Raw genomic sequence first — 22935 nt, 5'->3', positions numbered from 1 at the left:
GTGTTTTATAATGCTTTAGACAATTGTTCAATAGAGTCAAAGGTACGAATGTGTGGCGGAAGTTTTTCTTTATTTATGTGTTGAATTTGCCTGCCTAAAATCCATAAATTGGAATTATGCTGGTTTAAATATTTTGTAAAGTCAGCAATGTATTTCTCTAATTTGTCCTTGTTTGGTACCACAGTAAAGTAAGACAAATAATGGATATTATTATAATAATTTTCCAGGTCTACCAAATTTTCTAAAGGCATAGTCTGACCCAGATAAATAGTTTTGTAACCATGAAGAATAATTTCATAATTAATAAATAGCAGCCCAATTTCATGAATTTCATTTTCAGGCAGAAATAGAACGAATACCTTTTCATCGTTAGTCGGTTCCATCAACTGTAATTTCTCGGTACTCGTGTAAATCTTCTGTTTAATCAAATTAGTAATAAAATGCTCATGTGCCGGGCTAATGGTATCTGTCTGCCATAATAATCCAAGTTCATTTAATAAAGGAATGAAGTATTCCCAAAAAATATCTCGAAATGATTTTTCCGCAAGTAGGCTACTATAGGTATTTTGGAATAATGACAGGTCAAAGTTAATCATGGATAGTTTAAAGGCATTTATCGCATGATTTTTAGTGCTGCTTTTGGCCGTAATCTCCCTGACTATCAGTGGAATATCTGATTCTTGGAGTTTTGCAATCTTAGATATTTTATAACCGTTATTATAGAGAAGGGTAATATTGAGCAATTTCTGAAGACTTGCCAGGCTATAGGTCCTGATGTTGGTACTGGTTCGCTCGGGCGACAATAGCCCGTATCTTTTTTCCCAGATTCGAATAGTATGTGCTTTTATACCGGACAGGTTTTCCAAATCCCGAATACTAAAAGATTTTTTTACATTGTTCATGTTTTGTGAATAATCTTTAAACAAATCTACAATTTTATAAGCGGAAGTATTCAATAGTTTCGTTAATTTTTTCTGAAGTAATCCGCAAAGGGATCATTTTTTTTAGTTTATGCTGTGAAAATTTTAAAAATTCTATAATAAATGGATATATTTAGCTTCGCTAATCATAGAATACTATGTCAAAAAGAACCACCCAAACCAGAAAGCAGTTTTTAAAGAGAATCGGAGCCGGAACTCTGGCTTTGGCCAGCACACCATCAATCATCGGTGCCGGAACAATCCCGAATATTTCTTATTTGAGCAGAAAAAAATATAGCGCAAACAGTAATATACAAATTGCTCTTATAGGGGCCGGGGGTATGGGATCTGAGGATACAATTACAGCCTTAAAACACGATGGTGTAAAACTAGTTGCAGTTTGTGATCTTTATGATGGGCATCTTGAAAGAGCCAGGGAAAGATGGGGTAAAGATTTGTTTACAACCAAACAGTACAAGGAAATATTAGCCAGGAAAGATGTGGATGCGGTTATTATTGGAACACCGGATCATTGGCATAAACAGATTTCAATAGACGCCATGCGCGCAGGTAAACATGTTTATTGTGAAAAGCCTATGGTCCATTCTTTAGACGAGGGGCATGATGTTATAAAAGCTCAGAATGAGACGGGAATGGTATTCCAGGTGGGTAGTCAGGGAATGTCTTCACTCGGAAATGAAAAGGCTAAAGAGTTATTGGCTCAGGGAGCAATTGGCGATATTAATTATGCGGAAGGTTTTTGGGCAAGGAGGAGCCCAACAGGCGCCTGGCAATATAATATTCCCAAGGATGCTTCTCCTAAAACCGTAGATTGGGATACCTTTTTGATGAATACCAATAAACGACCTTTTGATGCTACGCGTTTTTTCAGATGGAGAAACTATAAAGATTATGGCACAGGGATGTCAGGTGATCTTTTTGTTCATCTTTTTTCCAGCCTTCATTTTATTACCAAATCAAAAGGTCCTAATCAAATTTATTCATCCGGGGGATTGCGCTATTGGAAAGACGGCAGGGAAGTTCCGGACGTACTTCTGGGGGTATTCGATTATCCCGATTCTGAAGAACACCCTCCTTTTAATCTTTCATTGCGTTGTAATTTTGTTGATGGTACCTCTGGAACAACTTATCTAAGAATTGTTGGTAGCGAGGGATCTATGGATGTCCAATGGAGAAAGGTGATTTTAAGGAGGAATAATGAGCAATTTGACAACGATCCATTTTTACAGGCCAAGGCGTCACAAACTGGAAGTGCCAGTTCAAGGAAAAAGATGCTTCCTCAGGAAGAGATTGTTTTTGAAGCAGAGGAAGGATATAATGGAGCCCACTATGATCATTTTTCTAATTGGTTCAATGCTATCAGAGGAGGTAAAGCTGTATCTGAAGACGCTGTATTTGGTTATCGCGCGGCGGCACCCGCTTTAGCCTGTAACGATAGTTATTTTTTAGATAAAGCGATAAAATGGGATCCTGTTGGGATGAAACTACTTTAAATTTGAAGATTATGAAACTGCGAATAATAATTATTGGTTTGGTGCTCTTAATTGGAGCCTGCAAGGACACAGAGAAGAAGAAAGCAGAAACACCTGCCGCAAAAGAAGATCAAATAGTAACCAGTGAATGGATTGAACTCATGGAAACGTCTGACTGGAGGGGCTACAACCAGGATTCCCTTCCATCAAATTGGTCAATTAAAGATGGGGTGATAGAATGTTTTGGAGAAGGGGGAGATGTTGGAGGTGATATCATTAGTACTGAAACATATGATAATTTTGAATTTGCTTTTGAATGGAAAATATCCAAAGGGGGCAATAGCGGTGCTTTTTATCATGTTGTGGAAGATACCATATATCATTCACCTTATGAAACCGGACCGGAATACCAGATATTGGATGATGTAGGTTTTGAAGAACCCATTGAAGACTGGCAAAAGACCGGCGCCAATTATGCTATGCATGTAGCTAATGAAAACAAAACCCTGAAACCAGTAGGGGAATGGAATACAAGTAAGATTGTTTTTAATAAGGGCAAGGCTGAACATTGGCTTAATGGTCAGAAAATTGTTGAATTTGATAAAAACTCGCAAGATTGGTTAGAAAAACGCAATAGCGGTAAATGGAATGAATATCCTGATTACGGCAAAACCAATGATGGCTATTTAGCTCTTCAGGACCACGGTGCAGGCGTATGGTTCAGAAATGTAAGGGTAAGGCGTTTATAAATTTTTATACCTTAAATCTAAAAACTGCTCCTTTTTTAACAGAAGCAGTTTTTTTGTGCCCACGACTGGAGTCGAACCAGCACGTCCTTTCGAACACTACCCCCTCAAGGTAGCGTGTATACCAATTTCACCACGTGGGCATTATACTAAAATTGCGGTGCAAATATAGCGAAGTATTTCTATTTGGAAGATTAATCGCGGTTACTTAGTGCATCAGAAATCAACAATTATCAAAACTGTTTATGAAGATATCTAAAGATTATTGTACTGGATTAGGATTTAAGAATATTTGGTAACTTCTCGCTGTCTATGATGTATTCTGTAATTTTAAATACTTCTTTTCGATTGGATCTGAACGATTTGACGAATTTTGAAATTTTATCTTCCAGGGCTTCATGATCTTTCACAAATTGTGGGTTTGAACTCTGAACCGGATTTTCTACCATAAGTCCCAAATTGCTCTGGTGTGAGATTACCTCCTTCATTAAGTCAATACCTTCATTCCGAATCTCAAAAAGATTTTTCTTTATTTCTTGTACCAAGTTAAGGTTGTCGTCTTTTGTAATCCAAATAATATATTTCTCTATCAAATGATGTAAAAACCTGAGGTCATCTTTATAGAAGTTCAGATCTGACTTCCAATGATCGGTAAGGATATAAAGTTCTTGCCAGTTTACCGCTTCAAAAGTATTTTCCTGAGTTGATTTATTGTTGTTATCCATGATAAATTGACTTTTAGTTTGGATCTTAAAAGTAGTTCAGTTAAAGGCTATTTTTTATGATATAAGTCATGTGAAGCTTTTGTGACCAATGTCATATTATTCAAAGCCAGATTGAGGTAAATTGACATAATCTTTAAATGATTTGTGATGGACACTATTCTCTATGCTACGGATTGTACCAAAAATTCGATCTCAACATTAAATTATGCAAAGAATCTCAGCGATACTTTAAATGCCAAACTGATTGTATTTCACATATATGATGTTCCACCCGTAAGAACATCTAGTATTAGGTCGTCTGAACAATTACATAATTTATCAATGATCGAGCAAAAAGAAATGCTGGAAGACTATTGCATAAAAAACCTTGACCAAAATCTTAGCAAAAATCAACTAATTTGTGAAGTTGCCCAAAATGCTTCAATAAGCAAAGGAATTATTGATCGAATAAATAAAGATAAGATTGATTTGCTAGTCATAGGAATGAAAAGTGAACACTCTGCCAGAGGTTTCTTAAGCGGGAATATTGCTAATAAATTAATAGATAAGAAACTGTGTCCATTACTAATAATTCCTCCCCATTATAGTTACAAAAAGTTAAATAAAATTGTTTATGCCAGTGATTTTGAATCTTCTGATATTATTGCAATAAAAAAATTGTCTGCGATAGCAGAATATTACGAAGCCGAAATAGAAGTGGTTCATATCCCTACAATGGAAGAATATGCAGCCATGCAACAAATGGAATGGTTTAAAGAACTATTGGAAGTTCAGGTGCAGTACAAAAAAATAAGTTTTCACATGGTACTGGCTAATAGTATTGAACAGGGATTAAGAATGCATATTAAAGATGAGAATGCAGATATATTAGGTATGTTGGAAAGAGAAAATAAGGGTCTCTTTGCTGCTATTTTTAATAAAGATATTGTGAAAAAAATGGAGACCTTAGTCACTATTCCGATACTTTGCTTTAATCCCTAAAGTTGGGATACTGCAATTCAAATAGGGTTAAGAATTTTACCATCTTCCATTTCTATGATCCGATCTGTGCGTTTTGCAAAATCTAAATCATGTGTAACAACCAATAAAGAAAGCCCCTCCTCTTCCTTTAACCTCTTAAATATCTGGAAGACATTTTCGGCATTATAACTGTCGAGATTACCTGTGGGCTCATCGCCCATTAAAATATCCGGATTATTGATAAGTGCTCTGGCAATAGCCACACGTTGTTTTTCACCTCCGGAAACCCTTGAGGCTCTTTTATTTGCCAAATTTCCGATGTTCAACATATTTAATTTTTCCATGGCATCATGTTCAATTTCTTCATAGGTTTTAGAGGCCAATTTTTTAGCAGGCAGCATCACATTCTCAAGCACACTGAATTCTGATAGCAAATAATGAAACTGAAATACAAACCCGATATGCTTGTTCCTTATTTGCGACAATTCCTTATGGTGTTTCCCTGTGATGAGTTCCTCATTTAAAAATAATTCGCCTTCATAGTCAGTATCCATAGTAGAAAGGATATAAAGCAGGGTGGATTTACCGGAACCGGACTTGCCCATAATGGATACAAACTCTCCTTCTTTCACATTAAAGCTTATATCTTTTAAGACATGAAAATCTACGGGCTTTCTAAAATGTTTATTAATATTTTTAGTTTCCAGGACAGTTCCCATAATTGTGAATTAAGTTCCGCGAATTATGCGCACGGGATCTATTTTTTTAGCTTTATTGGAGGGTAAGTAACCGGCAATAAATGTGGAAACAAGTGCAAAGATAATTCCAATGACGTAATAGCCGGGGTTATAATTTACCGGAAAAGTACTTATAGTTGGAAGCGCCTCGGTTTCGAATGGTATGTTATCAATAATTCTTGATAAAAAAAAGCCTATTATTAAGCCAACAATTCCCCCGGAAACACCAATTATCATAGCTTGACTCATAAATATAAGTTGCACATCCCTACCCGAAAATCCAGTTGCCTTAAGAATGGCTATGTCTTTCATTTTTTCATAAATAAGCATATTCAGAATATTGTAGATTCCAAAGCCCGCAACAATTAGTAGAGTTATTGAAACTGCGTATGTAATGATATTTCGAATATTAGTACCCGTTTCGAACTGGGCATTTGCTTCATTAATATCCGTGGCTTTAATTTTAAACTGTCTTTCTAACTGCCTGGCCATAGGTACGGATTCCGAGATGTCATGGAGTTTTATATTGATATCGGTAACATAATTTTCGGCTTCTCCTTGTATTTTTTGTACGGTTTTAAGATTTGCAAAACTTTGAACATTGTCTATTTCCGCAATACCGCTTTGATAGATCCCAACAATCTTCAAGGGAAAAACAGTGCCTTTTACAGTGCTGATCTGCACTCTGTTTCCGACACTTAATGACATCTTCTTGGCTAGGCCCGAACCGAGTAAAATTCCATTGTCCGTATTCCTGAGTGCCTCTGGGCTCCCTTCGACAATATATTCCTGGATATTTGATAAGCGCACTTCCTCCATAATATCAACGCCCACAAGATTCCCGCCAAGCTCAATGGAGCCTGATAAATAAAATATCTGGGAACGGAGTTGAGGTGTTGCCCCCTTTACATTTTCATGTTCTTTTAAATAATGTAATATCGGAAGGGCATTATGTATTTTCAGCTGACTTTGTTTAGGCCTGATGGAGTGTATAACATTTAAGCCTCCGTCAAATTTTTCATATAAAGAAATTGGTTGTTCCGCTGAAGGTTCAATTTCATTATACACATGAATATGTGGGGTCTGGTTAAGAACAAGATCATCTAACATTCCATTCAAACCAGTCATAAAGCTTACCAACGTTATATAGGCCCCAATGCCAAAAGTAACTCCAAGCGAAGCCGTTACGGTAGACTTCATCTTGGTTAACAAATGCGTTTTGGCAATACCTAGTATGACTTTCCAATTTGTCATTATTCCGGCTTTAATACGTAGGTTTCAGCATCCAGACCAGATCGAACTTCAATACGTTCCATATCTTGTATCCCTGTAACTATTTCTATAATTCCCATTTCAGTTTTCACTTGGTTTTCACCTATAAGATAATCCTTAGGGATGGTCAGGGCATTTTCCTTTTGAGAAACTATAATATTGCCTTCTCCTGACAATCCGGGATATAAGACTTCCGGAGTATCTACGAATACAGCTTCAATTTTGAAAGTCTGGGATCGTTCATCTTTCCTGGGATAAATCTTGTTAATGATTGCAGAATATACTTTTGACCCGTAGGCATCAAGAGTAATTAAAGCTGTTTGACCAATTTTCAGCTTAACAATATCAACCTCATCAACTAACATTTCAATTACAAAATCATCGGCACTTCCAATAGCTGCTATAGGTTCCATTGTACTAATAATTTCCCCCTGATTTTTGTAAAGAGCATAAAGCTTTCCATTAATTTTACTTTGAACTGTAAAATCTTCAGTTGCAATCATAGAGGTTTTGTAATTGTTCTCGGCCTGCCTTAATTTAGTTTTTAACTCTGACTTAGTTCGTTCAAAATTACCTTTTAGCAAAGCCAAACTATTAGCTGATAATTCATATGCCAGTTTTCGATTTTCGTATTCCACCTTTGATCCTATATTCTGTTCCCAAAGATTTTTTTGTCTTGTAAAATTTATAGAATCATTTTTATACTTAAGTTCAGCTGCATTTATTTCATCAATTAACGCCCTTATAATGGCATTGCTGCCGCTGTAATTCTCTCTTGCTAATTCGAGATTTAACTTGGCATTTTCGGTATTTAGCTTAGGGGTATTGTTGATAATTTGAGCTATTGGTGTGCCTTTGGTAACTGAATCGCCCTCGTCAACAAAAATTTTATCCAAAATACCGCCTACCGCCGCGTATACCTGATAAAGGCTATCAGGTTGAATGGTAACGGAAGAATAAACAGATTCTGTAATGGTTACTTTGGAAGGTAATATTTTTTCCGGACCATCATTACAGCCGAAAAAGGCAAAGATCAATGCTACACTAAATAAAATTCTAAAAGAAAAAGAAACGCATCTCATCAAACTTATTTTGATTTGTCGGGTATGATTTATCTTGTTAACTATCAAAATTTTCCAAAATAAATTCAAGTTTGGGTTTTTGCTTTTTACTCATGGGTATTTGATGATCATCTATCTCCACACTTGTACAGCCATATTTTTCTATCTTGTTTAAATTTACAATATATGATCTATGAATCCTAAGAAATCTGTCATTCGGTAACTTGTCGGAGATTGATTTCATTGTACTCAGAGCAATTACTTTTTCTTTGTCTGTGATTATTTTTACGTAATCGCCAAAGGCCTCCACCCATTTAATTTCTTTTAGACTAACCTTTTTATTTTTCAAATGACTCCGCACCATCAAAAATTCCTTGTCTTCTTCAATTTCATTTCGCTTGTTATTGGTTACCACTTTTCGTATTGCATTGTCAAAACGATCACTATTTAAAGGTTTTAACAGAAAATCTCTGACGCCATAATCAAATGCTTTTAGGGCATTATTTGAATTACCGGATATTATTATCACCTGTATTTTCTGATCCAAAGCCTCGAGAAGATCGAAACCATTAATAAAAGGCATTTCAATATCAAGAAGAATTAAATCTATGTTATGGTTTTTAATGATTCTATTGGCGTCTATGGCATTACTGCATGCAGCTACCAAATTCAGATCATTATGATTTTTCACCATCCCGGCTATGATTTTGCAGTGCACTTTTGAATTTTCTACAACTAATGTCTTCAAGGGTAAATTTCTCATAACAATACCAATTAACAAAGATGATTGTAACAGTGCTCGAAATAGTTCTAAGATCTCTGATGCTTATCTGTTAAAAAAACAAAACTACGTGCATTGTTAATTAACACAAATGACTTTGATCATTGTAGCAACTGTTACCCGCCTGGTCAGAAAAACACACCCCTGATGGTAAGAATTGAAAATCCTGATGGTAAGACTTGAAAATAATGATCAAAATAGCCTCTCCTGTTTGTTAAGTTTACACTTTTCGAATACCCTAGCACAAGCAATCATCCGGTCTATTTAATGAATTACCTGGCAGAAAACCCTGCATATGGTAAAATGAGTATAGTAAATGAAAAATAAATAGTGAAAAATGACATATGTCACTTTTTATCTCAATTGCAGTATATAGTTTAGCTTCTTTTAGAAAAATTATGAAGGAATTAGTAGTACGTTTGATAGGTAGGAATACAAAAATCAATTTAATTTCGGCAACTATTGGTATTGTATATCTGTGGTTTGGTATGCTGAAATTCTTCGCAGGTATAAGTCCGGCTGAAGAACTTGCAAAGGCCACAATAAGTCGGTTGACATTAGGATTTTTGGCTCCTGAAATATCAATTATCTTACTTGCAATTTGGGAAACGGTGATAGGATTGTTACTAATAGGCCACCTTTTTGAAAAATTTGCTCTAAAACTGGCATTGGTCCATATTATCCTGACGTTCTTGCCATTTCTTTTTTTCCCTGATCTTGTATTCTCGCAGGCTCCATTCAGTCTTACTCTTTTGGGTCAGTATATTATTAAAAATGTAATTATACTTGGAGCACTTATTGTCTTGCTTAAAGAGAGCAATAAACTTAGGTCATAATCTACTACCGCTTTGTTTTTGGTCAGGTTAATTAGTATCTCTAATTTAGAGGATAGCATTTGGTAATTATTATAGCTAGACAACTATCAACAATGATAAATGTCATAGTTTACCATGGTGCATGGTACGATCTTTATTACAAACTCTAAATAGTATAATTATGACAATAAATATTCAATATGTTCAAATGCCAACGAGTGATTCTATGAGTGCTATTGTAACTTCAAAATTAGAAAAACTGGCAAATAAATATGATTGGATCATCAAAGCGGATGTCTTTTTTAAATTAGAAAATGACCCCTCTGGTTCAGGTAAAATATGCGAAATACGATTAAGTGCACCCGGCCCGAGATTATTTGCTAAATCTAATCAGGATAATTTTGAAAAGGCCGCGGCCACTACAATAAAAGAATTGGAAAACCAGCTCAAAAAGAGAAAAGAAATCTTTAAAAAGTATTGAATAGGATATTTTAAATAAATGACTATGAAAAAAATATTAGTCCCGGTAGATTTTTCGGAACATGCAGGATATGCGCTTGAAGTTGCGGCAAAACTGGCAAAGGATTTTAGTGCAGAGATTATTGTACTTCATATGATGGGTCTGTCTGAAGCCTACTTAACCAAAAGTGAATCTGATGAAGCCGCAGAGGCTCATTTTTATATGAAATTGGCCAGGAAGCGGTACGAAACTTTTTTAGATAAGCCATTTTTAAAAGGTGTTAAGATTACCGAAATGGTTCAAAACTATAAGATCTTCAGTGAGATTAATCAGGTAGCCAAGGAAAACAACATTGACTTGATAATTATGGGCTCACATGGGGCAAGCGGGGTTAGTGAGATTTTTGTTGGTTCAAATACGGAAAAGGTAGTGCGCTCTTCTGATATTCCGGTATTGGTCATAAAAGAACCTTCTCCTTTATTCGCTCCTAAGTTAGTTGTTTTTGCTTGTGATCTTCGGGTAGAGAGTATAAAAGCATACCATACTGCAAGGGCTCTTTTTGCCAAATGGGACCTTAAGCTTCATCTGGTATATGTAAATTTACCTAATGAAGAATTCTTGAGTTCCGGGGAGATAAAAAAGAAAGCAGACTTTTTCCTTAAAGTAGCTCATAATGGTCCGGTTCCTTCAGATACTGAAATGATCTATGTCTCCGATTATTCAATTGAAAGAGGCATATTTAACCATGCGAATGATATACAAGCAGATTTAATCGCTATTCCTACCCATGGAAGAAGCGGAATAGCGCATTTTTTTAAAGGCAGCATTGGTGAAGATGTGGTGAATCACGCAAATTTACCGGTGATTACTTTTAAGGTCTAGTTAAAGCTTACATTTTACTTTCGGAATATTAATTCCATAGCTTAATAGATGCATGTTTTTGATAAAAATATTAATATATTCCATCTACTTTCCGAAGCTGTATCGGAGGGAATATTAGTGGTAAATCAGGAGCAGCTAATTGTCTCTATAAACAAAAAAGCAGCACGTCTCTTTGATTTTTCCCATGATGAACTTTTAGGGAAGCCACTTTCTGAAATAATTCCTGATAAGTATAAAAATGTCCATAAAGAGCATCTAAAAAAATACTACAAGCGCACAAAGAAAGATTCAATGGCTGGTGGGCGTTGTGTGCAGGGACGTAAAAAATCTGGCGAGGAATTTCCTTTGACCGTAAAGTTTAATCCCTTTACAATTTATGAAAGAACCTATGTTCTGGCACTGGTCTATGATTTGTCGGAAAGAAAGGAGGTTGAAGAAAACTTAAATATAAAAAGTGAGGCTTTAGAGGCTACCCAAAACGGTATTGTTATTTCAGATGCATTAAAAGAGGATCATCCTATAATATATGTGAACAAGGCATTTAGGAAACTTACGGGGTATTCAGAATCTGAAGTCCTGAATAGAAATTGCAGGTTCCTCCAGAAAGATGATAATGACCAAAGAGGCGTTAAAATAATGCACAAGGCCATAGAAGCGGGTAAAAGGTGCCAGGTGCAGGTGAGGAATTATAAAAAAGACGGCACCTTATTCTGGAATGAAGTCTCTATTAATCCAATCCTAAATCAGGAAGGTAAGATCACACATTTTGTAGGAATTCAAAATGATGTAACCAACCGTGTAAAAGCCGAAGAAGAGATAAGACATTTCTTAAATATTTTTGATGAATCACTTAATGAAATTTATGTTTTTGATGTCGTAACACTAAGGTTTACACACGTAAATTATGGTGCGCAGAAGAATACCGGATATACCATTAGAGAAATTAAAAGATTAACAATAACGGATCTTATTGTGGGTATTACTGAAGATCGGTTCAGGGAAATTCTAGATCCCTTACAGTTGAGTAGTAAAAAGAAAATTACATTTGAAACACAGTTTAGGCGCAAGGATGGAACAACATATCCTGCTGAAATTCATTTGCAATCCTCCATTCTTGGTAATAAGATATTGATAGTAGCCATTGTCCTGGATATTTCTGAACGAAAAAATTATACTCAAAAACTCGAAAAAACAGTTGCATTAAGAACCAAGGAACTCAAGGCAGCTTTGGTCAAAGAACAAGAACTGAACAAACTAAAGACCAAATTCCTTTCGATGGTTTCTCACGAGTTTAAAACTCCTTTAAGCACTATTCTTACTTCGGCTACCCTGGTTGGTAAATATAAAACTACCGAAGATCAGGATATGAGGGATAAACATTTAAATTCAATAAAAACCGGTGTACATCATCTTACCGGAATATTGAATGATTTTTTATCTATTGAGCGAATGGAGAAAGGGAAAGAAGTTTATAGACTTAATGATTTTTCGCTTAGTAAAGTTGTTAATGAAGTGATTTACAATGCGAATATGTTATTAAAAACAGGTCAAAAAATTAATTACCCTATTAATATAGAGGATCTTACAATACACCAGGATGAGAAAATTATTTCATTGGTGTTAACCAATTTGTTGCATAACGCCATTAAGTATTCTCCTGAAGAATCTGAAATAGATTTGCAGATTGATATTAATCGAGATGATATTTGCTTCCATGTCATTGACAAGGGTATAGGTATTCCAAAAGAGGACCAAAAGCATATATTTAACCTTTACTATAGGGCAGACAACGTACTGTTGACTCAAGGTACCGGCATAGGACTAAATATTGTAAAATCGCATGTTGAGAACCTGGGAGGGAAAATTAGCTTTAAAAGTTTGGAAAACAAGGGGAGTACATTCTCGGTAGTGCTGCCTATTTATTACAATCGCAAAGAAGACTAGCTAATTTTGTTTTAAACCAAAGGGTTCTTTATAAACCGTAATAAAAACTATTATGATCAAAAAGGTTTTATTAATTGAGGATGATACTGCTTTAAGGGAGAATACAGCCGAATTATTGGAATTAGCAAATTACAAAGTGCTTACCGCTCCTGACGGCGAAAAGGGAGTATTGGTTGCCAAAACTAGTCACCCAGACATTATCATTTGCGATATAATGATGCCAAAGTTAGATGGATATGGCGTTTTAGATGCTTTGTCTAAGTACAATAAGACCAAGGCAATTCCCTTTATATTTCTTTCTGCTAAAACAGAACGAAAGGATGTTAGACATGGTATGGATATGGGTGCGGATGACTACCTGACTAAACCATTTGAAGAAGCAGAACTTATTGGTGCTATTGAAAGCAGAATAGCCAAGATCAACATTCTAAAAGAAGCGCAACAAGAAAAGTTATACGATGATTTGTCAAGTGAAGCCCGGGTTAAGAGTATTCATCAGCTGAAGAATTTTATTGATGACAATGGTGAGGAGTTCAGGTTTCATTTGGGGGATTCAATTTACAGGGAAGGCGACAACTCAAATTTAGTATATTTGGTGATAAAGGGGAACGTCAAAACTCATAAACTGGATGAACAGGGGAAGGAGTTGATCACAGGAATTTACAAAGCAGATGATTTTTTTGGATTCACCAGTTTCACCAAGAATATACCGTACCAGGAATACGCAACTGCCATGGAGGATTCTGTCCTAATTGGTTTACACAAAGATCAATTAAAAGTGATTTTGGAGCAAAATGGGGAATTGGTAATGGAGTTATTACAACTTTTATCCGAAAACCTTGTACAGATCAAAGAGCAGTTGTTAGAAATGGCATACGGTTCCGTGCGAAAAAAAACTGCGTCTACCTTACTTAAATTTGCCGAAAAGTTGCAGGAAGATGAAGCCGGAAATATTCATGTTTTAAGGAGTGACCTTGCAAGCGTTGCCGGAATGGCTACAGAAACCCTGATAAGAACCTTATCTACCTTCAAGAAAGAGGGTATAATTGAGATTAAGGATAGAGATATTAAAATTTTAGATATGGATCGGTTACAAAGGATACCTTATTAAATTTTTAATTCCAAAAGGTGGCGAACATGATTCTAATCATTTTAGGGTTCTTTTGGTGATTGTAATTTTGTTTATATAACAAATCAGACTAAGATGCAACGTATTTTAATCCCGACAGATTTTTCCAAAAATTCACGTAATGCAATTAATTACGGGCTTGAATTATTTAAAAAAACCAAGTGTATTTTTCACATTATGCACATCAACCCGATACCACCATATTCAGGTGCCGGGACTTCAGTTAAGGGAACCTCTGTACTTCTTAAGGAAACAGTCTTAACTGAGAGCAAAAAAGACCTTAAAAAACTTTTAAAGTATATTGGAGAGCATCACAAAAATGATTTACATTCCTTTGTTCCGATAGCAAAGTATGACTTTTTTGTGGATGGTATTAAAAGGGAAGTTGAAGACAAAAAGATTGACCTTATTATCATGGGTACTAAAGGTTCATCAGGACTTAAAAAGGCTGCAATGGGCAGCAATACAGGCGATGTGATTACTAAAGTAAAATGTCCCTTACTGGCAGTACCTGAAAATAGCCTCTATAAAAGACCAAAGGAAATAGCCTTCCCGACAGATTTTCACATTGCCTATGATATTAAAGTCCTGGACACTCTAATTGAGATGGCAACAATGAATAACTCTGTATTAAGAGTTGTTCATATTTCTAAAAAAGGTGAAATGTTGAGTGAAGAACAATTGCGTAATAAAGATTTTTTACATGATTACCTGAGAGGAATTGACCATAGTTTCCATTCCTTAACCGGTTCCAAATTGGAAACTTCCGTTCAGTGTTTTGTTGAAAGCAGAGATATAGATCTTGTGGCCATGGTGGCTAAAAATCTTAACTTTTTTCAGCGAATTCTCTTTAGGCCTGCCGTAGAAGAAATTAGTTACCATACGGATATCCCATTTTTGGTATTGCACGAATGATGGATGATGGAAATGATGATGTGGTTAGGTACTCGCCTTGTATAATATGTTCAATAAAAACCTTAATTGAAAACGATACTCAAGTTGTAATATAATTACCTGTAGGATTCGACGATATTAATAATTTCATCTTTTGGCACAACGCCAGATTGTCTCCATACTTGCTTTTTATCCTTGAATAGCAGCATTGTTGGAACACCCCTTACCTGATATTTAGCAGCAATGGATTGATTTTTATCCACATCTATCTTTATTATTTTGATTTTATCTCCCAATTCTTCTTTTACCTGTTTAAGGATGGGCCCCAGCATTTTACAGGGTCCGCACCAATCTGCATAAAAATCTACAAGAACAGGAATATTGCCGGCTGTTAATTTTCCAAAATTTTGTTTCATTTTCTTATAATTACATATTGCTAAATTAGAAAAGTTATAGAATTCAGTAACTGATTAATGTCATGGTTTCTTGTCTTGCTTAGTGTTATTTTTAGAGCGGTTATTAAGATAATTTGGATATGAGGAAAGTTGTAGTGCCCACAGATTTTTCTAAGAATGCATTTAATGCGCTCAAATATGCCTGTCAAATATTCAAATACACAAGATGCGACTTTTATATTCTACACGCATATGCAGATGAGGTATACCAGCAAGACCGGGTGGTTATACGAAGTAAGTTAGATGAGCTAAAGGAGGTAACCTATAAGAAATCCGAAAAAGAACTAGCAAAAATTTTAAAAGACATATTTGAGTATTCGCCTAACCCAAGGCATAAGTTTAAGGCAATTTCGGCCTTTGGAACACTTACCGATGAGATCAATGATCTTATAAATATGGAGAATGCGGATATTGTGATAATGGGGACAAGGGGTGAAACTAATGACAGAACAATAACCTTTGGCAGTAAGACAATTCAGGTTTTGAAATACGTACAATGTCCTGTACTGGCAATTCCCGAAAATTACAAATACCATCCACCAAAAGAAATATTGTTCCCCTCAGATTATTTAGTGCCTCATAAGAGGAGAGAATTAAAACTATTGTGTGAACTCACAGGTTCCTTTAGGTCATCCATTCATATGCTTTATATTGATGCTAATAAGAAGCTATCGCTTCGGCAGGAAGATAACATGCGATTTTTAAAAGAATGTTTGTACAAGGCCAACTTGTTTTTTGAAACAACAGAAGGGAAGGATAAAACCATTGCCATCACAAAATATATTGTACATAAAGAAATAGACCTGCTGGTAATGGTCAATTCCAGATATTCACATCTTGAGCTAATGTTGCATCAATCCACTATTGAAAAAATAGGTTTACACATAAAAATACCATTTTTGGTTTTACAAAATCTGTCCCGTTAACATTTAAAATATGTACCGATGAAAAAAATAATTCTTCCTACCGATTTTTCCTATAATGCATATAATGCTATCTCTTATGCTCTGAACCTCTTAAAGGATGAAAAGGCAACTTTTTATCTTATGAATACGTATACGCCAGCTATTTACCAAACAGAATATTTGTTACACAGCCCCGGTCAAATCGGTCTGGGAGATATTTACCAATCAGAGTCCATAAATCAACTTGAAGAACTTCAAAAAAAACTTGAAAAGGAGTTTAAGAATCCAAAACACACTATAATAACACACTCTGCTTTCAATATCCTTGTTGATGAGGTGGCTGCAATGGTTGCCAGTGAAGAAGCTGATTTGGTTATTATGGGTACCCAGGGAGCAACAGGTGCAAAAGAAATTTTCCTCGGTACACATACAGTGCATGTTATTAAAAAAGCTACCTGCCCTGTGATTGCAATTCCTGCGGATTTTGAATATGAAACACCTAAAGAAATACTTTTTCCAACGGACTATGAAGTTGAGTACAGTGAAAAACAATTAGAAGGTCTTCTTTATTTAGCCAAAATACACAATTCCAGTATTGAAGTTATTCATATTTCAAGCGGCTATGATCTTACCGAATTTCAATTGAAAAATAAGGCCAAACTGGAAAAGATATTAGAAAAAATCCCTCATAAATTCCATGACCTCCCTAATCAGGAAATCATAACAGGAATAAATAATTTCCAACTAAAGAACAAAATGAACATGTTGGCAATGATCCAGAACAAACACACCTTTTTGGAAAGTCTTTTTATAGAGCCGGTTATCAAGAAAATAGGGTTTCATGTTAGCATCCCTTTTATGGTTATTCCTTAATGTAACTCTGAAATTTAGATGAAAAATATTCTTGTTGCCACAGATTTTTCCAACAATGCCTATAACGCACTTTTTTACGCCACGCAATTGTTTAAAAATTACAATTGTTCATTCCATATTCTCAATGCTTATACCGAGCAAACCCCGCTAAAAAGCAATTGCCAGGCTGCGGGCCGTAATTTAAGTTTATTACAACAACTGGGAGAAGAGTCTATGGAGGGTTTATATTCCTTTTTACATAGAATTAATCTTGATACAGGGAATAGTAATCATCATTTTGGTATTCATTCAAAAAATGAAAATTTAATTGATGCTCTGCAGCAGGCAATTAAAGAGACGAATGCAGATCTTATTGTGATGGGTAATAAAGGGAAGACGGGAACCAAATCCATTTTTTTAGCTAGTAATGTAATCAAATCCATTAACGCTATTAAGGATTGTCCAATACTCACCATACCTGGGGAAAAAGAATTTGTTTTACCTAAAGAGATTGCTTTTGCAACAGACTACAAGAAGAATTACAATGCTAAATTGTTACAACCTCTTCTGACATTTGCTTCGACTTGTGATTCGTCTGTACGTATCGTTCATATAAATGAAGAAGAAAGACTAAGCCCGGTGCAGAAATCCAATTTATATATTCTTAGAGAGTATTTAGGCGATATAAGGCATTCTATTCACTGGATGCCAGATTTTGCCAATAAAACCAGAGCAATAACAGATTTTATTGACGAATTGGGTATCGATATGCTGACAATGATTCATTACCAACACGGTTTTTTAGAGAAATTAACCCGTGAACCGGTTCTTGAGAAAGTCAGTTTTAATATCAATATACCTTTTCTTATTCTCCCGTATACCGACTGATCACTATCTTAGGACAAATGATGGTTTGGATTTAGTTTTATAGAAACATAATAATTCCGATACTCGAACACAATATTAATTCACAATAATATATCCATGAAGAAAATAGGAATATGGTTAGATAAAGAAAAGGCTCATTTAGTGACTATAAGGGATGAAGATGTTAGATTCAACACTATTTATTCAGAAATTGAATTCTTCCATCCAAAAGGCGGAGCTCGATCCAGGACAAAATGGGGTCCTCAGGATGTAGTGCAGGATAGTAAATACCTGGAAAGAGAGAAACATCAATTGAAATTATATTTTAAGGAATTGGCGAAGGCAATTGAAGATGCAGAAGCGATAGCAATTTATGGTCCCGCAGATACCAATTCCAAATTTTACAAGGAATTAGATGAAAACTACAAATCTCTGGCATTGAAAGTTAAGACAGTAGAGAAAGCAGATAGTATGACTGAAAATCAGGTAAAAGCGATGGTCAGAGAATTTTTTAATAAAAAAAGCAGAGCTTAGGATTTTACAAATTTATTAGGGACCATCTCAATTGCAGGACATAATGACAAATGAAGGTTTTTTCATAGTTAAGGCTTCGGGTGACAGAGTACTATTCTCAGAAGAGAAGTTACGTTCTTCTCTAAAACGAAGTGGTGTAGACGATGATTTGATTAATCAAATTTTAACTCTAGTTAAGGAAGAACTGTATGATGGAATCACAACCAGAGAAGTATATAACAGAGCCTATAGTCTGTTAAGACGCGAAAAGCCAGTATTCGCTTCGAAATATAAACTTAAAAAAGCCATATATGAGTTAGGCCCCACAGGTTTCCCGTTTGAAAAATTTTTAAGTGCTATATTAATTTATGCGGGATATAAAACTCGAGTTGGCAAGACCGTTGCAGGGAAATGTGTTGGCCATGAAATAGACGTAATTGCAGAAAAAAACGGAGCGCTTATAATTATTGAATGCAAATTTCACGGGGAACAAGGTCGCAATTGCAATGTTAAGATTCCCTTATATATTTATTCCAGATATCAGGATATAAAAAATGCAGGATTTAATGATATTTCAAATATTAAAGAGCCCGACGAATGCTGGGTTGCCACCAATACGCGCTTTACCAAAGACGCTATTTTATATGGTAATTGTATGGGACTTTATCTCCTAAGTTGGGATTATCCAAAAGGGGATAGTTTAAAAGACCGTATAGACAGGCTTGGTCTATATCCAATTACGGTTTCATCACTTTTGACCAAAAGAGAGAAACAATTTTTGTTAAGTCGTGATGTGGTCTTATGTCGTGAATTGCTAAAAGATAGCTTTTATCTCGACCATTTGGGGGTCTCAGATACAAGGAAAGCCAAAATTCTTCACGAAGTAGGTATGCTTTGTAAGATTTGATCCAATTAATTCGATATAATGGTTAAAGTACATTTTTTAGGGGCTGCGGGTACGGTAACAGGATCTAAATTTTATCTTGAAACAGATGAGAAAAACATTCTCATAGATTGTGGGATGTTCCAGGGGAGGAAGGACCTTAGAAAATCAAATTGGGAACCATTGCCTGTTTCGGTCGACTTAATAGATGTTATTTTATTAACACATGGTCATTTAGATCATACGGGTTATTTACCCAGATTGGTAAAGGCGGGATTTAAAGGTAAAATTATCGGAACCGCCCCTACACTGGCAATAACCAGAATAATATTGCTGGATAGTGCTAAGATAAATGAAGAAGAAGCAGAAATAGCAAATAAAGAGAAGTATAGTAAGCACAGCCCGGCTTTACCATTGTATAGCATACAAGATGCAGAAAATGCAATAGTGCTATTTAGACCTGAAGAAATAAACCAATGGACACCACTTTCTGAAAATATCCGGTATAGATTCAGATTTAACGGACATATAATTGGCTCTACTTTTATCGAAATAGAAATTTCAGGTAAGCTTTTTGTTTTTTCCGGAGATGTTGGAAGGCCAAATGATATTTTGTTAGATCCACCGGTTAAACCTGAGTGGGCAGATTTTCTTTTTGTTGAAAGTACCTATGGAAATAAATTACACCCGAAAGATAGTGTCGAGGATAGACTGGTCGCCCTCGTTAATAAAACACTTTATGAAGGAGGAAACCTCCTCATTCCTTCTTTTGCCGTAGAACGTTTACAGTCACTGATGTATTTATTCTGGAAGCTTTACAGGAAGAATAAAATACCAAATATTCCTGTCTTTATTGATAGCCCTATGGGCAGCAATGTACTTTCCATATTCGAACGTTTCCCAAATTGGCATAAGCTATCTCCAAAAGAATATAAGGCAATGTGTGCCCATGTAAATATTGTTGATTCCTACAGACAAACATGGGAGACCATAGACGATCCCAGACCAAAAATCGTTATTGCCGGAAGCGGAATGGTCACGGGTGGAAGAATTCTCACTTATTTACAACAATTGGTAGATAATCCTAAGACTAATATTTTATTGGTTGGTTACATGGCCGAAGGAACAAGGGGAAGAGCGCTTTTGGAAGGGGCTCATGAACTTAAGATCTTTGGAAAATACTTTTCGGTGAAAGCCAGTATTCATCATGAAGAAAGTTTATCAGCCCATGCAGATCAAAAAGAGTTGCTGGATTGGATGGGTTCTATTAAAAATATTCCGGAACGTGTTTTTCTGATTCATGGAGAGCAGGAAGCCTTACAAGAATTTAAAATTAAAATTACAGATGTATATAAATGGAATGTTCATATTCCTGAAATATTTGAAACGGTGGAACTTATTTTTTGATAACCACATGATTTTTATCATTGCTCATACTTTTGCACAGAAGTAGCTTTAAAATATCAGATTCATAAGTATGGAAAATAAAACGGAAGATCAAAAACTGGATACAATTCAAAAATTACATTTAGATGCACAGAAATGGAAATCTTCCTTTTCCTTAATGAACGATGAATTAGTATTTATTGAACAACTTCTTCACTCCTATGTATTTGAGCCCAATACGTCCAATTTGTTTGAGCGTTTGCAAGACTTTCTCGAGCGTCTGAAGCTTATTAAAATTGATAAGACTAATGTACAAAATCTTATGGTTCAACATGAGAATAATCTGGGGGGGTCCATTGAATGCAGAAACAGCAAATGTGATGAAGATATTCATGTGGAACATGAGAAGCTAAAAGCCAATGTAGCAAATTGTTTTCAGCAGTTTCAAATCCTAAAATCGGAGATATTCAATTATGCCGGCGGAATTTTAAAGAGTCGAAGACCGGACTAAAATTAATACCAACTAGCCTTTTACCTACCTGATATTTATCATTTCGTTTGGTTTAACAAAAAACTAAATTGGAAGCTCATAATAAATATTCCTATACAATATTTTAAAGGAATTGAATTATAGATTTCAATACAATTAGAGTTTAACTATGTGCTATTTTAAAATTTAACAAAATGAAAATCAAAGAAAACACGCATCGTTATATTGAATGGATAGATCCAGAAGAGATGCATAGGACAACCTTACTTTGGCTATCGGAATTAAGATTTATGAAGGATGAGCAATTGTTTTTAAACAATCTGGTAAAGCATTATACCGTACAATTGGTTGATTCAAAAATTTTTGGAAAAAGTAAAGCCATTGTAACTACTCTTTCTGATCTTGAGAAGGAAGCCGTTTCACTTATGAAAAAGGTTCAGGCTCATGAAAATAAACTGGAAATCATGATTGATGATGTTGATCAAATAGAATTGGAAAAGGCTTACCGCGACACCCATAGAGAATTGACCAGCAGCATGGATCATTATAAAGAAGAATACAGGGAAATCAAAACAAAACTTTTTGACTTAGTATCAAGTGTACTGAAGAAGGAGAAACAAAAGCGATTATTAAATTAATTATAGCAATGAAAAAAGCACTTATTTTAGTCGCATTACTATTCATGGGGTGTTCGTCCACCGAATTGGTGGATAATTGGAAAAATCCGGACATTGTAATTTTCGATGCCAGCAAAGTACTTATTGTGGGGATGACCTCTAATTCTAAAGCGCAGGAAGGATTCGAAACTAAAATGAAGAAGGAATTTACCAATAGGGGCGTGGAAGCCATGCGCAGTGTGGATTTATTTGATGTTGAATTTACTGATTCTCAAAGGTCTGAAGAAGAACTTGATGAAGTGGAACAATCCCTCCTGGATAAAGATTTTGATGCTATTTTATTTACCAAAATTCTTGGTTCAGAAGATATAGAGACCTTTAGAAAAGAAATGGTTGATATAAATAGTTATTATGATAATTTCAAAGACGATTATTTATCACATCAGGATATTTATTATGATGAGAATTATTATGATCAGTATAAGGTTTACCATGCAGAGACTGCCCTTTACTGTATCTGTGTGGGGAAGGAACGTGAACTCATTTGGCGCGGTATTATAGATATTACAGACCCTTCAAATATAAAAAATGTGATAGATGATTATATACAACTTGTGGTTTTGGCCATGGAGGAACAGGATTTGATTTTTCATAAAGAAGCGGACGAAGAAGATTCAACTAACCTTTAGCCGCCATTGCATTTTACTATAGATTGGTAATTTCATTTTATATACTCCTTAAAGCCAGGGATGGCTATAGTTAATATTTTACTCTTACATATCAATTAAATTTGTAATTTAAACGATAAAAGAGACCCTAAACATGCGACGTGTAATCGTAGATTTTAAAAAGCTAAATAAGGACATCCTGGATCTTCTCGTTACCAAATACCCTGATGGATATGATGATGACCATATTATCACCTTTAAAAACGCATTAAACGAAATAGTGGAATGCGTTGAAGTAAGGACGGATGATACTATATATCTGGTAAAAGTCAGTAAACGTCTGGTCGCAGCTATGGAAGATCATGACCTGGAAGAAGATGAAATAATAGAAGAAGATGTTGAGAATGAATTGTCAATAGAAGACATCGAGGATGAGGAAGAATAAAGGAACAACTCTTATTTAGTCGATTAAAAGTTACT

At 35.3% G+C, this 22935-nt stretch carries 26 protein-coding genes and 1 tRNA gene; 19 read left to right on the top strand and 8 right to left on the bottom strand.

The features are described 5' to 3' along the window. Positions 1 to 5 precede the first annotated feature (5 nt). Complete coding sequence (locus Q0874_RS13390) at positions 6 to 902, bottom strand: MerR family transcriptional regulator (RefSeq protein ID WP_299163890.1); 897 nt, start codon at positions 900 to 902, stop codon at positions 6 to 8. 176 nt (positions 903 to 1078) lie between these two features. Between Q0874_RS13390 and Q0874_RS13385 the strand changes: the two genes are divergently transcribed. After that, on the top strand, positions 1079 to 2434 hold the full coding sequence (locus Q0874_RS13385; protein ID WP_299163889.1) for a Gfo/Idh/MocA family oxidoreductase: 1356 nt from the start codon (positions 1079 to 1081) through the stop codon (positions 2432 to 2434). 11 nt (positions 2435 to 2445) lie between these two features. Further along, complete coding sequence (locus tag Q0874_RS13380) at positions 2446 to 3162, top strand: DUF1080 domain-containing protein (RefSeq protein ID WP_299163888.1); 717 nt, start codon at positions 2446 to 2448, stop codon at positions 3160 to 3162. A 56-nt stretch (positions 3163 to 3218) separates the two neighbouring features. Here the strand turns inward: Q0874_RS13380 and Q0874_RS13375 are convergent. Continuing rightward, positions 3219 to 3302 (bottom strand) — tRNA-Leu (locus Q0874_RS13375). 132 nt (positions 3303 to 3434) lie between these two features. Then, positions 3435 to 3884, bottom strand: a complete 450-nt coding sequence (locus tag Q0874_RS13370) for a hypothetical protein (RefSeq protein WP_299163887.1) — start codon at positions 3882 to 3884, stop codon at positions 3435 to 3437. 147 nt (positions 3885 to 4031) lie between these two features. Here Q0874_RS13370 and Q0874_RS13365 point away from each other — a divergent pair, with 147 nt between their 5' ends. Then, entirely contained in the window at positions 4032 to 4865 is an 834-nt protein-coding gene (locus Q0874_RS13365) for a universal stress protein (protein WP_299163885.1), read from the top strand. 17 nt (positions 4866 to 4882) lie between these two features. On the opposite strand, the gene Q0874_RS13360 is transcribed toward Q0874_RS13365, so the two are convergent. The 4 genes from Q0874_RS13360 to Q0874_RS13345 are packed head-to-tail and all read right to left on the bottom strand — an operon-like array spanning position 4883 to position 8677. Then, the gene (locus Q0874_RS13360) at positions 4883 to 5563 is read right to left on the bottom strand and encodes an ABC transporter ATP-binding protein (protein WP_299163884.1); all 681 of its coding nucleotides are present in this window, start codon (positions 5561 to 5563) and stop codon (positions 4883 to 4885) included. A 9-nt stretch (positions 5564 to 5572) separates the two neighbouring features. Beyond that, complete coding sequence (locus tag Q0874_RS13355; RefSeq protein ID WP_299163882.1) at positions 5573 to 6835, bottom strand: FtsX-like permease family protein; 1263 nt, start codon at positions 6833 to 6835, stop codon at positions 5573 to 5575. Beyond that, entirely contained in the window at positions 6835 to 7935 is a 1101-nt protein-coding gene (locus Q0874_RS13350) for an efflux RND transporter periplasmic adaptor subunit (protein WP_299163880.1), read from the bottom strand. Before Q0874_RS13350 ends, Q0874_RS13355 begins: the two co-directional genes overlap by 1 nt. 37 nt (positions 7936 to 7972) lie before the next feature. Beyond that, positions 7973 to 8677, bottom strand: a complete 705-nt coding sequence (locus Q0874_RS13345; RefSeq protein WP_299163878.1) for a LytTR family DNA-binding domain-containing protein — start codon at positions 8675 to 8677, stop codon at positions 7973 to 7975. 416 nt (positions 8678 to 9093) lie between these two features. Here Q0874_RS13345 and Q0874_RS13340 point away from each other — a divergent pair, with 416 nt between their 5' ends. The 6 genes from Q0874_RS13340 (at position 9094) to Q0874_RS13315 (ending at position 14840) form a co-directional block, all read left to right on the top strand. Further along, positions 9094 to 9531, top strand: coding sequence for a doxx family protein (locus Q0874_RS13340; RefSeq protein ID WP_299163876.1), 438 nt, complete (start codon positions 9094 to 9096; stop codon positions 9529 to 9531). A gap of 160 nt (positions 9532 to 9691) precedes the next feature. After that, positions 9692 to 9991 carry a ribosome-associated translation inhibitor RaiA gene (raiA, locus tag Q0874_RS13335; protein ID WP_299163875.1) on the top strand — a complete coding sequence of 100 codons (300 nt, stop codon included), beginning with the start codon at positions 9692 to 9694 and terminating at the stop codon, positions 9989 to 9991. 24 nt (positions 9992 to 10015) lie between these two features. Beyond that, positions 10016 to 10852, top strand: a complete 837-nt coding sequence (locus tag Q0874_RS13330) for a universal stress protein (RefSeq protein ID WP_299163873.1) — start codon at positions 10016 to 10018, stop codon at positions 10850 to 10852. A 48-nt stretch (positions 10853 to 10900) separates the two neighbouring features. Further along, complete coding sequence (locus Q0874_RS13325; protein WP_299163871.1) at positions 10901 to 12796, top strand: PAS domain S-box protein; 1896 nt, start codon at positions 10901 to 10903, stop codon at positions 12794 to 12796. A 55-nt stretch (positions 12797 to 12851) separates the two neighbouring features. Beyond that, complete coding sequence (locus tag Q0874_RS13320) at positions 12852 to 13907, top strand: response regulator (protein ID WP_299163990.1); 1056 nt, start codon at positions 12852 to 12854, stop codon at positions 13905 to 13907. A 93-nt stretch (positions 13908 to 14000) separates the two neighbouring features. Beyond that, positions 14001 to 14840 carry a universal stress protein gene (locus tag Q0874_RS13315; RefSeq protein WP_299163869.1) on the top strand — a complete coding sequence of 280 codons (840 nt, stop codon included), beginning with the start codon at positions 14001 to 14003 and terminating at the stop codon, positions 14838 to 14840. A gap of 95 nt (positions 14841 to 14935) precedes the next feature. Here the strand turns inward: Q0874_RS13315 and trxA are convergent, their stop codons facing one another. After that, a complete protein-coding gene (gene trxA / locus Q0874_RS13310) occupies positions 14936 to 15235 on the bottom strand; it encodes a thioredoxin (protein ID WP_299163867.1) in 300 nt (99 codons plus the stop codon). Between the two features lie 119 nt (positions 15236 to 15354). Here trxA and Q0874_RS13305 point away from each other — a divergent pair, with 119 nt between their 5' ends. The 10 genes from Q0874_RS13305 (at position 15355) to Q0874_RS13260 (ending at position 22900) form a co-directional block, all read left to right on the top strand. After that, positions 15355 to 16200 carry a universal stress protein gene (locus tag Q0874_RS13305; protein ID WP_299163865.1) on the top strand — a complete coding sequence of 282 codons (846 nt, stop codon included), beginning with the start codon at positions 15355 to 15357 and terminating at the stop codon, positions 16198 to 16200. A gap of 18 nt (positions 16201 to 16218) precedes the next feature. Next, positions 16219 to 17052, top strand: a complete 834-nt coding sequence (locus Q0874_RS13300; RefSeq protein WP_299163863.1) for a universal stress protein — start codon at positions 16219 to 16221, stop codon at positions 17050 to 17052. A gap of 18 nt (positions 17053 to 17070) precedes the next feature. Next, positions 17071 to 17919: a universal stress protein gene (locus Q0874_RS13295; RefSeq protein ID WP_299163861.1), complete on the top strand. Its 849-nt coding sequence runs from the start codon at positions 17071 to 17073 to the stop codon at positions 17917 to 17919. Between the two features lie 96 nt (positions 17920 to 18015). Then, complete coding sequence (locus Q0874_RS13290) at positions 18016 to 18432, top strand: hypothetical protein (RefSeq protein WP_299163859.1); 417 nt, start codon at positions 18016 to 18018, stop codon at positions 18430 to 18432. Positions 18433 to 18475: 43 nt separating this feature from the next. Beyond that, a complete protein-coding gene (locus Q0874_RS13285; RefSeq protein WP_299163857.1) occupies positions 18476 to 19318 on the top strand; it encodes an ATP cone domain-containing protein in 843 nt (280 codons plus the stop codon). 18 nt (positions 19319 to 19336) lie between these two features. Continuing rightward, positions 19337 to 20701, top strand: coding sequence for an MBL fold metallo-hydrolase RNA specificity domain-containing protein (locus Q0874_RS13280; RefSeq protein WP_299163855.1), 1365 nt, complete (start codon positions 19337 to 19339; stop codon positions 20699 to 20701). Between the two features lie 70 nt (positions 20702 to 20771). Then, complete coding sequence (locus Q0874_RS13275; protein WP_299163853.1) at positions 20772 to 21191, top strand: hypothetical protein; 420 nt, start codon at positions 20772 to 20774, stop codon at positions 21189 to 21191. Between the two features lie 173 nt (positions 21192 to 21364). Continuing rightward, the gene (locus Q0874_RS13270) at positions 21365 to 21808 is read left to right on the top strand and encodes a hypothetical protein (RefSeq protein WP_299163851.1); all 444 of its coding nucleotides are present in this window, start codon (positions 21365 to 21367) and stop codon (positions 21806 to 21808) included. An 8-nt stretch (positions 21809 to 21816) separates the two neighbouring features. Then, complete coding sequence (locus tag Q0874_RS13265; protein ID WP_299163849.1) at positions 21817 to 22476, top strand: hypothetical protein; 660 nt, start codon at positions 21817 to 21819, stop codon at positions 22474 to 22476. A 133-nt stretch (positions 22477 to 22609) separates the two neighbouring features. Beyond that, positions 22610 to 22900: a hypothetical protein gene (locus tag Q0874_RS13260; RefSeq protein WP_299163847.1), complete on the top strand. Its 291-nt coding sequence runs from the start codon at positions 22610 to 22612 to the stop codon at positions 22898 to 22900. Positions 22901 to 22935 lie beyond the last annotated feature (35 nt).

The sequence above is a fragment of the uncultured Eudoraea sp. genome, from assembly GCF_947490415.1.
GTDB lineage: Bacteria > Bacteroidota > Bacteroidia > Flavobacteriales > Flavobacteriaceae > Eudoraea.
The sequence above is the reverse complement of the archived record's forward strand: the minus strand, read 5'-3'. Positions and strand labels throughout refer to the sequence as shown.

Bases quoted from the DNA above. Each gene is read 5' to 3' on its own strand.
- Q0874_RS13390 (WP_299163890.1), bottom strand. From the start codon at position 902: ATGAACAATGTAAAAAAATCTTTTAGTATTCGGGATTTGGAAAACCTG.
- Q0874_RS13385 (WP_299163889.1), top strand. From the start codon at position 1,079: ATGTCAAAAAGAACCACCCAAACCAGAAAGCAGTTTTTAAAGAGAATC.
- Q0874_RS13380 (WP_299163888.1), top strand. From the start codon at position 2,446: ATGAAACTGCGAATAATAATTATTGGTTTGGTGCTCTTAATTGGAGCC.
- Q0874_RS13370 (WP_299163887.1), bottom strand. From the start codon at position 3,884: ATGGATAACAACAATAAATCAACTCAGGAAAATACTTTTGAAGCGGTA.
- Q0874_RS13365 (WP_299163885.1), top strand. From the start codon at position 4,032: ATGGACACTATTCTCTATGCTACGGATTGTACCAAAAATTCGATCTCA.
- Q0874_RS13360 (WP_299163884.1), bottom strand. From the start codon at position 5,563: ATGGGAACTGTCCTGGAAACTAAAAATATTAATAAACATTTTAGAAAG.
- Q0874_RS13355 (WP_299163882.1), bottom strand. From the start codon at position 6,835: ATGACAAATTGGAAAGTCATACTAGGTATTGCCAAAACGCATTTGTTA.
- Q0874_RS13350 (WP_299163880.1), bottom strand. From the start codon at position 7,935: ATGAGATGCGTTTCTTTTTCTTTTAGAATTTTATTTAGTGTAGCATTG.
- Q0874_RS13345 (WP_299163878.1), bottom strand. From the start codon at position 8,677: ATGAGAAATTTACCCTTGAAGACATTAGTTGTAGAAAATTCAAAAGTG.
- Q0874_RS13340 (WP_299163876.1), top strand. From the start codon at position 9,094: ATGAAGGAATTAGTAGTACGTTTGATAGGTAGGAATACAAAAATCAAT.
- raiA (WP_299163875.1), top strand. From the start codon at position 9,692: ATGACAATAAATATTCAATATGTTCAAATGCCAACGAGTGATTCTATG.
- Q0874_RS13330 (WP_299163873.1), top strand. From the start codon at position 10,016: ATGAAAAAAATATTAGTCCCGGTAGATTTTTCGGAACATGCAGGATAT.
- Q0874_RS13325 (WP_299163871.1), top strand. From the start codon at position 10,901: ATGCATGTTTTTGATAAAAATATTAATATATTCCATCTACTTTCCGAA.
- Q0874_RS13315 (WP_299163869.1), top strand. From the start codon at position 14,001: ATGCAACGTATTTTAATCCCGACAGATTTTTCCAAAAATTCACGTAAT.
- trxA (WP_299163867.1), bottom strand. From the start codon at position 15,235: ATGAAACAAAATTTTGGAAAATTAACAGCCGGCAATATTCCTGTTCTT.
- Q0874_RS13305 (WP_299163865.1), top strand. From the start codon at position 15,355: ATGAGGAAAGTTGTAGTGCCCACAGATTTTTCTAAGAATGCATTTAAT.
- Q0874_RS13300 (WP_299163863.1), top strand. From the start codon at position 16,219: ATGAAAAAAATAATTCTTCCTACCGATTTTTCCTATAATGCATATAAT.
- Q0874_RS13295 (WP_299163861.1), top strand. From the start codon at position 17,071: ATGAAAAATATTCTTGTTGCCACAGATTTTTCCAACAATGCCTATAAC.
- Q0874_RS13290 (WP_299163859.1), top strand. From the start codon at position 18,016: ATGAAGAAAATAGGAATATGGTTAGATAAAGAAAAGGCTCATTTAGTG.
- Q0874_RS13285 (WP_299163857.1), top strand. From the start codon at position 18,476: ATGACAAATGAAGGTTTTTTCATAGTTAAGGCTTCGGGTGACAGAGTA.
- Q0874_RS13280 (WP_299163855.1), top strand. From the start codon at position 19,337: ATGGTTAAAGTACATTTTTTAGGGGCTGCGGGTACGGTAACAGGATCT.
- Q0874_RS13275 (WP_299163853.1), top strand. From the start codon at position 20,772: ATGGAAAATAAAACGGAAGATCAAAAACTGGATACAATTCAAAAATTA.
- Q0874_RS13270 (WP_299163851.1), top strand. From the start codon at position 21,365: ATGAAAATCAAAGAAAACACGCATCGTTATATTGAATGGATAGATCCA.
- Q0874_RS13265 (WP_299163849.1), top strand. From the start codon at position 21,817: ATGAAAAAAGCACTTATTTTAGTCGCATTACTATTCATGGGGTGTTCG.
- Q0874_RS13260 (WP_299163847.1), top strand. From the start codon at position 22,610: ATGCGACGTGTAATCGTAGATTTTAAAAAGCTAAATAAGGACATCCTG.